Here is a 12749-nt window from a genome sequence, read left to right on the forward strand (position 1 = left end):
ATACGTGTCCGAGCCGTCGTTCAGCCAGATCAGCCACTGGCTCAAGTTTCGCCACCTGCTGCTGATCGACACCCTGGGGCGCACCCGCAACATGCACCTGGCGGCGCAGCAGATGAATCTCAGCCAGCCGGCCATCAGCAAGATGCTCAAGGAGCTCGAGCATCTGCTGGGCTTCGCCCTGTTCGAGCGCCAGCCACGCAGCATGCCGCCCACCGCCCTGGGCGAGCACGTGCTGCGTTACGCCCGAGTGGCGCTCAACGATGCCCGCGACTTCGCCGAGCAGATCGACAGCCTGAGACGCGGCGGTCACGGCCAGCTCAAGGTCGGTGGCATCTTCGCCGCCACGGCGGTGGCCCTGCCGCAGGCCATCGTCGCGATCAAGCAGCGCTGGCCGCTGCTGGCCATCGAGGTGGTGGAGCAGACCAGCGATCACCTGATGGAGATGCTCGACGACAAACTGCTGCACCTGGCGGTGGCACGCTTCACCGACGAAGCCCAGGCCCAGCGTTTCGACTTCCAGCCCCTGGCACCGGAGCCCTTCCGTTTCGTGGTCAACGCCGATCATCCACTGGTGGGCAGCGGCCCCGTGGGCCTCGACCAGGTGCTGGCCTGGCCCTGGATCCTCTATCCCAAGGGCACGCCCATCCGCGGGCGCATGGAGCGGGCCTTCGCCGCCGCCGGCCTGCCGGTGCCGAACAACACCATCGACACCATCTCCATGCAGACCTTTCTCCAGGTGCTGCGCGCCGGCCCCATGATCGGCATGCTGCCGGAGGCCATGGTCGAGCCCTATCTCGCCAGCGGCGCGCTCAGTGCGCTGGAGCTGCCGCTGCACCTGCCGGCGCAGGACTACGGCATCCTCACCCGCAAGGGCGAACCCCTCGGCGAGGCGGCCCAGGAGTTCGCCGCCATCCTGCTGAGCCATGCCGGTCGCGAGGAGTCCGCAGCCTAGACAGCTCGATAACGCGCCGTTATCGAATGATCCGCAAATGCCATTGGGAAAGAATCGCTCCCGCTCCTAGAGTGGCCAGGCGATCCAGACGGCCACCCTGCATCCCTGGCCGCCTTCGACCTCTTCAATAACAACAACGGGCCCCAAGGCCCCGAAGGTCATTCCCATGTTCGAGACCACCGCTCCCCAGGGCGCCGCTGGCGACGCCTTCGAAGAACGCACCTACCGAAAAGTGGTGCTGCGTATCCTGCCGATCCTGCTGCTGTGCTACATCGCCGCCTACCTGGACCGGGTCAACGTCGGCTTCGCCAAGCTGGACATGCTCGACGACCTGGGCTTCAGCAACACCGTCTATGCCCTCGGCGCCAGCATGTTCTTCTGGGGCTACTTTCTCTTCGAGGTCCCCAGCAACCTGCTGCTGCATCGCTACGGCGCGCGCTTCTGGATCGCCCGCATCATGCTGACCTGGGCGATCATCTCCATGGCGGTGGCCTTCACCCAGCCGCTGGCGCAATTCTTCGGTCTGCAGTCGAGCACCCTCTTCTATGTGCTGCGCTTCCTGCTGGGCGTCTGCGAGGCGGGCTTCTTTCCCGGGGTGATCCTCTATCTCAACTACTGGTTTCCGACCCGCCGGCAGAGTCGGGTGATGTCGGGCTTTCTCATCGCCCTGCCCTTCAGTCTGAGCTTTGGCGGCGTGCTTTCCGGCTGGCTGATGAGCAGCCTGCACAACTGGCACGGCCTGGCCGGCTGGCAGTGGATGCTGCTGGTGGAAGGGGTGCCTTCGATCATCATGGCGGTGGTGGTGTTCTGCTGCCTGAGCGACAACATTGACAAGGCGCCCTGGCTGGACGCCCGGGAAAAGGCCCTGCTCAAGCGCAACCTGGAGCAGCAGAACGCCGGCAAGGCGTCGCGCCTCAGCGAGGTGTTCTTCAATCCGCGGGTCTGGCTGCTGGTGTTCATCCTGCTGACCTTCAACACCGGCTTCTATGGCCTGGCCTTCTGGATGCCCTCGATCATCAAGAACGCCGGGGTCAGCGGCAGCCTGCAGATCGGTCTGCTCACCGCCATCCCCTACAGCGTCGCCCTGGTGGTCATGCTGCTCAACGCCCGTCATTCGGCGCGCACTGGTGAGCAGCGCATGCATGCGGCGGTACCGGCCTTCGTCGGCGCCCTGGGGCTGGTGCTGAGTGCCTGGTTCATCCACAACATCGTGCTGTCGATCTTCTTCCTCACCGTGGCCGCCTCGGGGCTGCTGGCGCTGATGCCGATCTTCTGGTCGCTGCCCGGCACCCTGCTCTCCGGCGTCGCGGCGGCGGCGGGCATCGGCATGATCAACGCCATCGGCAACCTCTCCGGCTTCACCGGCTCCATGATCACCGCGACCATGGAAACCCTCACCGGCGACATCAACAACGGCACCTATGTGCTCGGCGCCTGCCTGTTCGTCAGCGGTCTGCTGATCCTGGCGATCCCGGCGTCGATGCTGCAGCGCACGCCGACCGCCGTACCGCTCGACCTCAAGCCCGCCTAGCCCGCCTCGGGCACGGCCGCGCGCCCGGCACCCGCGGCGCGCGGTCGCCCGATCCCCAGCGCCATTACCGCCGCGACGATGCCGGTCAGCCCAGCCAATACCAGGGCCTCCTGATAGGAGCCGAAGTGCTCGCGCAGGGCGCCGGCGAGAAAGGCCGCGCAGGCGGCGCCGAGCATGTGGCCGCAGAACACCCAGCCGAACACCACCGGCGCGCTCCTTTCACCAAAGCTCTGGTTGGTCAGCTTGACCGTGGGCGGCACCGTGGCGATCCAGTCCAGCCCATAGAAGATGCCGAACAGCAGCAGCTGCTCGGGGGCGAAACCGGAGAATGGCAGGTAGATCAGCGAAAGCCCGCGCAGGCTGTAGTAGACGAACAGCAGGCGGCGCGGATCGTATCTGTCGGTCAGCCAGCCGGAGGCGGTGGTGCCCACCAGATCGAAGATGCCCATCAGCGCGAGGATCCCGGCGGCCTGCACCTGGGACAGCCCGTGGTCATGGCCCATGGCGATGAAGTGGGTGCCGATCAGGCCATTGGTGGTGAAGCCGCAGACGAAGAAGGTCAGGAACAGCAGCCAGAAATCGCGCCGGCGGCTGGCCATGGCCAGGGTGCCGAGGGTCACGCGAAACAGATTGCCCGGTGCGGTGGCGACCGGCGCCTGATAGTCCGCCGGGGCGCCATGGGGTCGCAGGCCAACATCCGCCGGCCGCTCGGGCAGCAGCCAGGCCACCAGCGGGATTAGGGCAGCGCTGGCCACGGCCACGGTCAACACCACGGTCTGCCAGCCCTCGTGACTGGCGAGATGGGCCAGCAACGGCAGGAACACCAGGTTGCCGGTGGCGGTGCTGGCCGCTAGCAGGCCCATCATCAGGCCCCGGCGGGCGACGAACCAGCGATTGACGATGGCGGCGCCCAGCACCATGGCCACGCAGCCCGTGCCCAGGCCGCTGAGCACGCCCCAGGTGGCCACCAGGTGCCAAGGTTCGCGCATCAGGGTGCTCAGGGCGGTGGCGAGGCTGATCAGGGTGAGGCCGCCGAGCAGGGTGCGGCGGATGCCGAGGGTCTGCATCAGGGCGGCGGCGAAGGGCCCGACCAGGCCGTAGAGGAAGATGCCCACGGCGGCGGCGAAGGACACGCTTTCGCGGCTCCAGCCAAAGGTCTCCTGCAACGGCAGCAGCAGTACACCAGGGGTGGACCTAACCCCGGCCGAGACCAGCAGGGCGAGAAAGATCAGCGCCAGGACGACGAAGACATAGCGCTGGCCGAGGGCGGGAGGTGTGGTCATGGCGATCATCCCGGATCGAGGAGGAATGACCTGAGTATCGCAGCGCTCGCGCCTAGGCGCTGGTCAAGCTGCCCCACGGATTCGGCCAGAATACGACTGTCATGGGAAGAGGCCATGGGCAAGCGCTGAGGCTCCGTCATGTTGGGCTTCGCTTTCGCTCAGCGCCAACCTACGGCGCTCCGCGTAGGTTGGCGCTGAGCGCAGCGAAGCCCAACACATCGATTTCAACCAATCGCCCGCAACTCTTCGGCCAGCCGTTGCGCCAGCCAGCGCGCCGCCGGCCCCGGTGCGGCGTTGCGGCGCCAGGCCAGCTCCACCACCAAGGCCGGCGGCACCCAGTCGCAGGCCAGTTCGGCGAGCAAGCCCTGGTAGGAGGGATAGCGCGCCACGTGCCGCGGCAACCAGCCCCAGCCCAGGCCGCGCATCAGCAATTCGGCGAGCAGATAGAAGCTGTCGGCGCGCCAGACCTGGGGCGCGATCTGCTCGCCACCGGGATAGGGGTTCTCCAGCGGCGCGATCAGCAGCTGACGGTGGCGGGCCAGTTCGCGCCGCCCTACCCCGCGCTGGCTGGCCAGGGGATGCTGGGCGCCGCAGGCGGTGACCTGGGCGACATCACCCAGGGCCTGGCGCTCCAGGGCCTGGGGCATGTGCTCGTGGCGAAACAGCAGGCCGAGGTCGGCCTGGTCGGTGAGCAGCTTGCGCGCCACATCGCCCTGGGCGCCGCTGGTGAGCTGGACTTCCAGGTGCGGGAAGGCCGCGGCCAGAGCGTCCAGGGCATCGAGCACTGGCTGGTAAGGCATGGCTTCGTCCAGCGCCAGGCGCAACAAGGGTTCCTGGCCGGCGCAGAGGGCCTGGGCGCGACTGTCCAGCCGCTGGCACTGGCGCAAGACCTCACGCGCCTCCTCCAGCAGCGCCAGACCGGCCGCGGTGATGACCGGCGTGCGACCATTGCTGCGCGCGAACAGCGCGACGCCCAGATCGGTCTCCAGCAGGGCGATGGCAGTGCTCACCGCCGATTGCGCCCGTCCCAGACGGCGTGCCATGGCCGAGAAACTCGCGCCCTCGGCGATGCCGACGAAGATCTCCAGCTGCTCCAGATTCCACTGCACGACCCATCTCCTCAACGGATAGGTATCAACTTTCACCTATCGCCGCACAAGGCACAATGAAGCATTCGACAGGAGAAATCATCATGAGCGGATACATCTACCTGGCCATCGCCATCGCCGCCGAAGTCGTCGCCACCACCTCCATGAAGGCCATCAGCGGCTTCAGCAAGCCACTGCCGCTGTTTCTGGTCATCACCGGCTACGGCCTGGCCTTCTGGATGCTGACCCTGGTGGTGCGCAGCATTCCCGTGGGTATCGCCTACGCCATCTGGGCCGGCCTGGGCATCGTGCTGGTCAGCATTGCCGCGGCGGTGCTCTACGATCAGAAGCTGGACCTGCCGGCCATGCTGGGCATGGGGCTGATCGTCGCCGGCGTGGTGGTGATCCAGCTGTTTTCCGGCAGCACTGGGCATTGATGAGGGGCAGGACATTACACGTAGCGTGTAAAATTCCACGTAATGTGTAATGTCCTCGCTTTCTACTAGGTCTCGTTCATGTCCCAACCCTGCTCCACCGATATCCTCATCGTCGGCGGCGGCGTCGCCGGCCTCTGGCTCAACGCCCGTCTCAGACGCGCCGGCTACGCCACCGTGCTGGTGGAGACCGGTGCTCTGGGCGGCGGCCAGAGTGGCAAGTCCCAGGGCATCATCCACGGCGGCACCAAGTACGCCCTGACCGGGATGCTCACCGGCGCCTCCGAGGCCATCGCCGACATGCCGCGGCGCTGGCGCGAGAGCCTGGCCGGCAGTGGCGAGCTGGATCTGTCCGGCGTGCACCTGCTCTCCGAGGCCCACTACCTCTGGTCGCCCGGCAGCCTGGCCGGCAACCTCACCAGCTTCTTCGCCAGCAAGGCGGTGCGCGGCCGGGTGGATGCGGTCAAGGGCGACGAACTGCCCCCGGCCCTGCGCGACCGCGCCTTCAAGGGCAAGGTCTATCGTCTGGCCGAACTGGTGCTGGACGTACCCAGCCTCGTCGCGCGCCTGGCCGAGCTGGCCGGCGACAGCCTGCTGGCCGGGCATGACCTCCAGCCCCTGCGCGAAGACGGCGAACTGACCGGCCTGGTGGTGGACGGCCAGGCCATCCGCGCCCGCCGCATCGTGCTCACCGCCGGCGCCGGCATGGCCGATCTGCTCCAGGCACTCCATCTGGAACAGCCGGCCATGCAGCGCCGACCGCTGCACATGGTGGTGGTCAAGGGCCCCATGCTCAAACCCCTCTATGCGCACTGTCTGGGTGGCGGCCCCAAGCCGCGGGTGACCATCACCAGCCACCCCACCGCCGACGGCCAGTGGCTGTGGTACCTGGGCGGCGATCTGGCCGAGGCCGAGGGCGTGGCCCGTGAGCCAGCGGCGCAGATCGCCACGGCGCGCGAGGAATTGCAGCGCCTGCTGCCCTGGATCGACTTCGACGGCGCCCGCTGGGCAACCCTGCGCGTGGATCGCGCCGAGCCGGCGCAATCCGGACTGGTGCGGCCGGACAACGCCTTTCTCGCAGAGGAAGGCCGTCTGCTGGTGGGCTGGCCGACCAAGCTGGCGCTGTCGCCGGACCTGGCCGACCGTGTCCTCGCCAATCTCGCCCGCGACGGCATCGCCCCCGGACAACACCCCACCCTGCCCGCCCATCCGCAACCGCCGGTGGCCGCGCCCTTCTGGGAGGAACTGCTGCCATGAGCCTGCGCACCCTGCACGGCCTGCACCGCCCCCTGGGTAGCACCGGCCTGGAGATTTCCCCCCTGGGCCTGGGCACGGTCAAGTTCGGCCGCGACCAGGGCGTGAAGTATCCCAATGGCTTCACCATCCCCGACGATCGCACCGCCGCCGACCTGCTCAGCCTGGCTCGCGAGCTGGGCATCAACCTGCTGGATACCGCCCCGGCCTATGGCCGCAGCGAAGAGCGTCTGGGTCCGCTGCTGCGTGGCCAGCGCCAGCACTGGGTGATCGCCAGCAAGGTCGGTGAGGAATTCGAAGGCGGACTGTCCAGCTTCGACTTCAGCCCGGCCCATACCCGCCGCTCGGTGGAACGCAGCCTGAAGCGTCTGGAAACCGACTGGCTGGACCTGGTGCTGGTGCACTCCGACGGCAACGACCTGAGCATTCTCGAAGACAGCGGCTGCTACGAGACCCTGGCCGAACTCAAGCGCGAAGGCCTGATCCGCGCCTTCGGCTTTTCCGGCAAGACCGCCGCCGGCGGCCTCAAGGCTCTGGAAACCGGCGATTGCGCCATGGTCACCTTCAACCTCAACGAAGACGCCGAGATCCCGGTGATCCAGGCCGCCGCCGCCCAGGGCAAGGGCATCCTGATCAAGAAGGCCCTGGCCAGCGGTCACGCCGTACTCGGCGCCGGCCAGGATCCGGTGCGGGCCAGCTTCGCCCGGGTGTTCGGCGAGCCCGGGGTGAGCAGTGCGATAGTCGGCACTATCGATCCCCTGCACCTGTCACATAATGTCCGTACCCTGGCCGAAGTGATCACCGCTCGGCCCTGATCCAGAGCGTTTCGCTGAACCCTTGCCTTCGTCCACTGGACGCCCTGCCCGATCGCCCGGGACGGCGCGTCCGCGGCACACTACAACAGGAGTCGGCCATGCCCCAGCTCATCGCCCGCCACAATCCCAAGGCGTTCAAGACCCTGCCCCTTTCGGTCGAGGCCAATCATGACGGCCTCACCTACCAGGCCCTCGGCCAACCGCTGAATTTCAGCGAGATGCTGGAGCGGCGCCAGCCGATCGAGATCGAGGATGCCCAGCACTTCAGTGCGAAGCTCGCCAACCTGGGCGTCTCGGTGCGCCTGACGTTGAACTGGCAGGGCCAGGACCACTGGCTGCTGGTGCGCCAGCGCCGGCCCGATCGGGGCGACGTGGTGCTCAAGCTGATCTCCGGCTATATCCCGACCCACGAACTGGCCCTGCCGCTGCTCACCGCCGTGCAGGAGGTGGCCGAGGAGTGCCTGATCGAGACGCCGCGCGGCTGGCTGGCCGGGCGCTTCGCCGACACCTGGCTACCGACGCCCTATGCCCCGGCCCTGCCCTATCGCGAGGACGTGGCCTTTCGCCTGAGCCCGCGTTCGGGGGCGGCACGGCCGGTGCGCTGCGGCAGCCTGGCGCTGCTGGAGCGTCCGCGCGCCTATGTGCACACCCCCACCGCCTCGCTGCAACTGGTCTATGACCTGCTGCTGGAGCTGCCCAAAGAGTGCAAGGCGCCAAGTCTGTTCCACGTCGACGAGAAGATCGAGAACGGCCAGCTGCTGGCGCGCCTGGCCCGCCAGCGCCCGGATCTCTATCTGGTCGCTCTGGACGACGGCAAGCCCACCGGCGAGCTCTATACCCTGTCGGTCGGCCAGCGCCTGCCGGTGTCGACCCGCGGCCTCTGGCTGTCGGAAAGCTTCGCCCGCCAGGACGGCTGGCTGGTCCACGACAGCCGCGTGCGCTGGCGCGACTGGCTGGAGCGCATGGCGCCCCAGAGCGCCCTGCAACGGGCCTAGGACACAGGGAGAACTAGTCGCCACCCGCGCGGCGTTCGCCGACACCGCCGCCGGCCGCGGCCTGAACCCGGCCGGCTAATCGCGAAAAGGGCAGCGTCTGAATCCACACGGTGCCGTGACCGCTCAGGGTCGCTAGCACCAGGCCTTCGCCGCCGAACAGCATGCTGCGCAGGCCACCGGCCAGCTTGATGTTGTAGTCGATGCCACTGGTGAAGCCCACCAGGCAGCCAGTGTCCAGGCGCAGCGTTTCGCCCCTGAGTTCCTTGCGGATCACCGTGCCCCCGGCGTGCACGAAGGCCATGCCATCGCCTTCCAGCCGCTGCAGGATGAAGCCTTCGCCGCCAAAGAAGCCGGCGCCCAGGCGCCGGGTGAAGGCAACGCCGATACGGGTGCCCTTGGCCGCGCAGAGAAAGGAGTCGCGCTGGCAGAACAGGGTGCCGCCCAGGGCTGCCAGATCCAGGGGGATCACCTGACCCGGATAGGGCGCGGCAAAGGCGACGTGGCGCTTCTCCCGGCCCTCGTTGGTGAAATGGGTCATGAACAGCGACTCACCGCCGAGCATCCGCTTGCCGGCACCCCAGAGCTTGCCGAGCAGTCCGTCGGACCCATCGCCCATACGTGCGGTGAAATCGATGTCGGCCTCCATGTAGGTCATGGCACCGGCCTCGGCGATCACCGTCTCGCCGGGATCGAGACCGATCTCCACCGCCTGCAGGGATTCGCCGAGGATACGATGGTCGAGGATATGGCTGGCCATGGTGAGCTTTCTCGGTAGCTGCGGAAGCGTCCAGCCTAGCAGTCACCGGCCGCCTTGGCGCGCCCCTTCAGGCGGGTGAACGGCGCTTCGCTGTCCGCTCGCACTCGTCGGCCCGGCAGCCAGACGGTGGAACGCCAGCCCGCTTCCAGGGTTCCCCTCTAGGTACCCGCCGGCTTCCTGTCCGGCTCAGTTCCAGAGGTGAACATGACCAAGCAATCCGCCCATTCCCCCGCTCAACCCCTGCACGGCACCCAGGAGCACGGCAGCGCCGGGGGCTGGGGTGCGCTCAATGCCGTGACCCAGCACCTGAGCCGCCAGAAGGTGTTGATGCGCGGCAACAAGGCATTGCTGACCATGAACAAGCCGGGTGGCTTCGACTGCCCGAGCTGCGCCTGGCCCGATCCGAAGACCCCGCATACCTTCGAATACTGCGAGAACGGCGCCAAGGCAGTGGCCTGGGAGGCCACCCGCAAACGCACCACCCCGGAATTCTTCGCCGCCCATACCCTGAGCGAATTGCGCACCTGGACCGACCATGACCTGGAAGACCAGGGCCGTCTCACCCACCCCCTGCGCTACGACGCCGCCAGCGACACCTACCGCCCGGTGAGCTGGGCGGACGCCTTCGCCGAGATCGGCGCCGAGCTGCGCGCCCTGGACGATCCCTGGAAGCTGGAGCTCTACACCTCGGGCCGCTCGTCCAACGAGTCGGCCTTTCTCTATCAGCTGTTCGGTCGTCTCTACGGCATGAATAATTTCCCCGACTGTTCCAACATGTGCCACGAGACCACCACCACCGCCATGCCAGAGAGCATTGGCGTCGGCAAGGGCACCCTGGACCTGGAGGATTTCGCCCAGGCCGATGCCATCTTCATCATCGGCCAGAATCCTGGTACCAACAGTCCGCGAATGATGAGCGAACTGCACGACGCCGTGCACCGCGGCGTGCCCATCGTCACCTTCAATCCGCTGCGGGAAAAGGCCCTGGTGCGCTTCGCCTCGCCCCAGGCCGTGCGCGATATGGCCTTGCCGGGCGGCGGCGTGGCCATCAGCTCCCAGTACCACCAGGTGCGTATCGGCGGCGACATGGCGGCCATGCAGGGGCTGTGCAAGGTCGTCATCGAGGCTGACGACGAAGCGCGCCGCAGCGGCGCCCCGCGCATCCTCGACGTGGCATTCATCGAACAGCATTGCGTCGGCCTGGAAGCCTTCGCCGAACACTGCCGGGGGCTGAGCTGGGAGCGTCTGGAGCGCTATTCCGGCCTGACCCAGGCGGCCATGCGGGACGCGGCTCAGGTCTACATGAAGGCCGAGCGGGTGATCGCCTGCTGGGGCATGGGCGTGACCCAACACCGCCGCGGCGGCGATGTCCTGCAGCAGATCATCAATCTGTTGCTGCTGCTGCGCGGCAACGTCGGCAAGCCTGGTGCCGGCCCCTGTCCCATACGCGGCCACTCCAACGTCCAGGGCGACCGCACCGTGGGCATCTACCAGAAGCCCAAGGAACCCTTCCTGGCGAGGCTGGACCAGGCGTTCGATTTCCAGGCGCCCCGCGAGGGCGGCGACGACGTGGTGGAGTGCTGCGAAGCCCTGCTGCGCGACGAACCCCAGGCCTTCATCGGCCTGGGCGGCAATTTCTTCCGCGCCATTCCCGACATCGACCGGGTAGCGCCCCATGTCGCCAACCTGCGCCTGACGGTGCAGATCGCCACCAAGCTCAACTGGAGCCATACCCTGCACGGTCGCAGCACCTTCCTGCTGCCCTGCCTGGGCCGCACCGAACGCGATGTCCAGGCCAGCGGAGTGCAAACCATCACCGTGGAAGACTCCATGTCCATGGTGCACGGCTCAACCGGTAGCCTGGAACCGGCCTCGCCGGAACTGCTGTCGGAGATCGCCATCGTCGCCGGCATCGCCAAGGCGACCCTGGGCGAGCGCTATCCCCATATCGATTGGGACGCCCTGGTTGGCAATTACGCGCTCATCCGCGACAAGATCGAGGCGGTGCTGCCCGAACAATTCGCCGACTACAACGCCCGTATCGAACAGCCTGGCGGCTTCCGCCTGCCCAATGCGGCCCGTGAACGGAAATGGGATACCCCCACCGGCAAGGCCAACTTCCTCTTTCCCGGCGACGTGCTGGACGAGGACGACAGCCCGCCGGATGCCGAGCATCTGCAACTGATGACGATCCGCAGCCACGACCAATTCAACACCACCATCTATTCCAATCGCGATCGCTATCGCGACATCGACGAACGCATGGTGGCCATGCTCAGCCCGGAGGACATGCGCCGCCACGAGGTGCAGGAGGGTGACTTCATCGACTTCGTCGGTGATGCCCTGGACGGCTATCCGCGTCGGGCCGGGCCCTTCAAGGTCATCGCCTTCGACGTACCGGCCGGTTGTTGCGCCGCCTACTATCCCGAGACCAACAGCCTGGCCCCGCTGGCCAACCACGACACCCGCAGCCATACCCCGGCGTCGAAGTCCTTGCCGGTAAGAATTGAAAGGCTGAGTCAGGAACAGGCGATGCAACGGCGGGGGTTGATTGCGGCGGGATAGTCCTACGCGGCTACAGATCAACTCACGGAGTTCTCTTCACGCCGCCAGAGACTCAAGGCTTCCAGAGACTTGGTAGTCCTGAGCTGATTGGTTAAGTCAACTGCACTGCCTGGCAAAAGACCAACAAGATCCAGGCTGTGATTGCTGATCCTGGATAACCCTGGCGTAAGACGCCACATGCGGTGATAAGGAGGCCGCGGCCATGCGAGGCGCTTCCGTACGCCTGTAGTCCCCTGGCCATTGATTAAGGCTCAAGGGTAGGCGCAAATGAAGAGAGGGCGGGCTCTGGCGTTGTCGTGTCCAGAAAGGTCCCCATGCCTGCCTACGCTTCGCCTTGTTTGATCTCGAAAAACCTAGTGCGAATATGAGTTAGGGACCAATCACCTGGCTTCGGTCGGGAATGAATTTTCGCACACTTACATCAGGTCTTCTGCATATCTTGCCGGCCTAACCAGAGCCTTGTTCATAAGCTTGCGAAACAAGGAGCAACGCTCTGGATGCAACTGCGTAAACAATTGCCAAGCCTGTCATCATGAATGTTAAAAACCATGCCATCGTATTAATGGAATCAGGTGCCACCAAGTTAGTGACACCAATCATGAACGCCCCATAAAGCAGCGGGATTAATGAAAGGCAGAAGGCAATTTTAACCAGCCTCTTGAACTTTAAAATAGATTCGAATTTTTCACCGCACTGCGCCACTCTGCCAGCAGCATTCAGCTTTAGCAAAGCTCGAATCAAATCATAAATTGAAGCGGCGCCACCTATAAAGCAAACCCAAGCCATAGGGTCGTTCAGCATAAACTTAGACTGAGAGCCGAAGAAATACAAAACCAAGTAACCAATGGGTGCAACCAATAGGAAAAACACAACACCATACATATCGAAGGCGACATCGATGAATTGCTTCCTACTGTCTCCGCTCAGCTTTCGACTAATACGCCAGTACATAAGCGGCGTGATCAATATCACTATCACAAAGACAAAGGCTGTAGACACCTGAACCCATTCCTTGGCATAGAAGCTTTCGAACATCAGAACCTATCCTTACAGAAATACATAGAAATTAGCATCA

General features: G+C 65.6%; 11 protein-coding genes. 7 read left to right on the top strand and 4 right to left on the bottom strand.

Annotation, left to right across the window (positions count from 1 at the left end):
- Positions 1-4: 4 nt before the first annotated feature.
- Both AX284_RS02640 and AX284_RS02645 read left to right on the top strand, forming a co-directional pair.
- Positions 5-952, top strand: coding sequence for a LysR family transcriptional regulator (locus AX284_RS02640; RefSeq protein WP_068383434.1), 948 nt, complete (start codon positions 5-7; stop codon positions 950-952).
- Positions 953-1118: 166 nt separating this feature from the next.
- Positions 1119-2483 (top strand): MFS transporter, encoded by a 1365-nt coding sequence (locus AX284_RS02645; RefSeq protein WP_068383436.1) that lies wholly within the window; start codon positions 1119-1121, stop codon positions 2481-2483.
- Here the strand turns inward: AX284_RS02645 and AX284_RS02650 are convergent.
- Positions 2480-3766, bottom strand: a complete 1287-nt coding sequence (locus AX284_RS02650) for an MFS transporter (RefSeq protein WP_236712133.1) — start codon at positions 3764-3766, stop codon at positions 2480-2482. The genes AX284_RS02645 and AX284_RS02650 overlap by 4 nt on opposite strands.
- Before the next feature lie 224 nt (positions 3767-3990).
- Positions 3991-4875, bottom strand: a complete 885-nt coding sequence (locus AX284_RS02655; RefSeq protein WP_068383439.1) for a LysR family transcriptional regulator — start codon at positions 4873-4875, stop codon at positions 3991-3993.
- A gap of 83 nt (positions 4876-4958) precedes the next feature.
- On the opposite strand from AX284_RS02655, the gene AX284_RS02660 reads away from it, so the two are divergent.
- The 4 genes from AX284_RS02660 to AX284_RS02675 all read left to right on the top strand — a co-directional run bounded on the left by AX284_RS02660 (position 4959) and on the right by AX284_RS02675 (position 8352).
- Positions 4959-5291: a DMT family transporter gene (locus tag AX284_RS02660; protein ID WP_068383440.1), complete on the top strand. Its 333-nt coding sequence runs from the start codon at positions 4959-4961 to the stop codon at positions 5289-5291.
- Between the two features lie 78 nt (positions 5292-5369).
- Positions 5370-6545 carry an FAD-dependent oxidoreductase gene (locus AX284_RS02665; RefSeq protein WP_068383441.1) on the top strand — a complete coding sequence of 392 codons (1176 nt, stop codon included), beginning with the start codon at positions 5370-5372 and terminating at the stop codon, positions 6543-6545.
- Positions 6542-7357, top strand: coding sequence for an aldo/keto reductase (locus AX284_RS02670; protein ID WP_068383443.1), 816 nt, complete (start codon positions 6542-6544; stop codon positions 7355-7357). The genes AX284_RS02665 and AX284_RS02670 overlap by 4 nt, the downstream gene beginning before the upstream one ends.
- Positions 7358-7455: 98 nt before the next feature.
- Entirely contained in the window at positions 7456-8352 is an 897-nt protein-coding gene (locus AX284_RS02675; RefSeq protein ID WP_068383445.1) for a metal ABC transporter ATPase, read from the top strand.
- Positions 8353-8365: 13 nt separating this feature from the next.
- On the opposite strand, the gene AX284_RS02680 is transcribed toward AX284_RS02675, so the two are convergent.
- A complete protein-coding gene (locus AX284_RS02680; RefSeq protein WP_017640772.1) occupies positions 8366-9109 on the bottom strand; it encodes a TIGR00266 family protein in 744 nt (247 codons plus the stop codon).
- A 204-nt stretch (positions 9110-9313) separates the two neighbouring features.
- Between AX284_RS02680 and AX284_RS02685 the strand changes: the two genes are divergently transcribed.
- The gene (locus tag AX284_RS02685; RefSeq protein ID WP_068383446.1) at positions 9314-11674 is read left to right on the top strand and encodes an FdhF/YdeP family oxidoreductase; all 2361 of its coding nucleotides are present in this window, start codon (positions 9314-9316) and stop codon (positions 11672-11674) included.
- Between the two features lie 447 nt (positions 11675-12121).
- Here AX284_RS02685 and AX284_RS02690 read toward each other — a convergent pair whose 3' ends face one another.
- Positions 12122-12709: a hypothetical protein gene (locus tag AX284_RS02690; RefSeq protein WP_017640774.1), complete on the bottom strand. Its 588-nt coding sequence runs from the start codon at positions 12707-12709 to the stop codon at positions 12122-12124.
- Positions 12710-12749 lie beyond the last annotated feature (40 nt).

The organism is Pseudomonas sp. HUK17 (assembly GCF_001566765.1).

What these genes read in the sequence shown, in the direction of transcription:
- AX284_RS02650 (WP_236712133.1), bottom strand. Translation starts at nt 3,766, where the DNA reads ATGACCACACCTCCCGCCCTCGGCCAGCGCTATGTCTTCGTCGTCCTG.
- AX284_RS02660 (WP_068383440.1), top strand. Translation starts at nt 4,959, where the DNA reads ATGAGCGGATACATCTACCTGGCCATCGCCATCGCCGCCGAAGTCGTC.
- AX284_RS02675 (WP_068383445.1), top strand. Translation starts at nt 7,456, where the DNA reads ATGCCCCAGCTCATCGCCCGCCACAATCCCAAGGCGTTCAAGACCCTG.
- AX284_RS02665 (WP_068383441.1), top strand. Translation starts at nt 5,370, where the DNA reads ATGTCCCAACCCTGCTCCACCGATATCCTCATCGTCGGCGGCGGCGTC.
- AX284_RS02645 (WP_068383436.1), top strand. Translation starts at nt 1,119, where the DNA reads ATGTTCGAGACCACCGCTCCCCAGGGCGCCGCTGGCGACGCCTTCGAA.
- AX284_RS02690 (WP_017640774.1), bottom strand. Translation starts at nt 12,709, where the DNA reads ATGTTCGAAAGCTTCTATGCCAAGGAATGGGTTCAGGTGTCTACAGCC.
- AX284_RS02670 (WP_068383443.1), top strand. Translation starts at nt 6,542, where the DNA reads ATGAGCCTGCGCACCCTGCACGGCCTGCACCGCCCCCTGGGTAGCACC.
- AX284_RS02685 (WP_068383446.1), top strand. Translation starts at nt 9,314, where the DNA reads ATGACCAAGCAATCCGCCCATTCCCCCGCTCAACCCCTGCACGGCACC.
- AX284_RS02680 (WP_017640772.1), bottom strand. Translation starts at nt 9,109, where the DNA reads ATGGCCAGCCATATCCTCGACCATCGTATCCTCGGCGAATCCCTGCAG.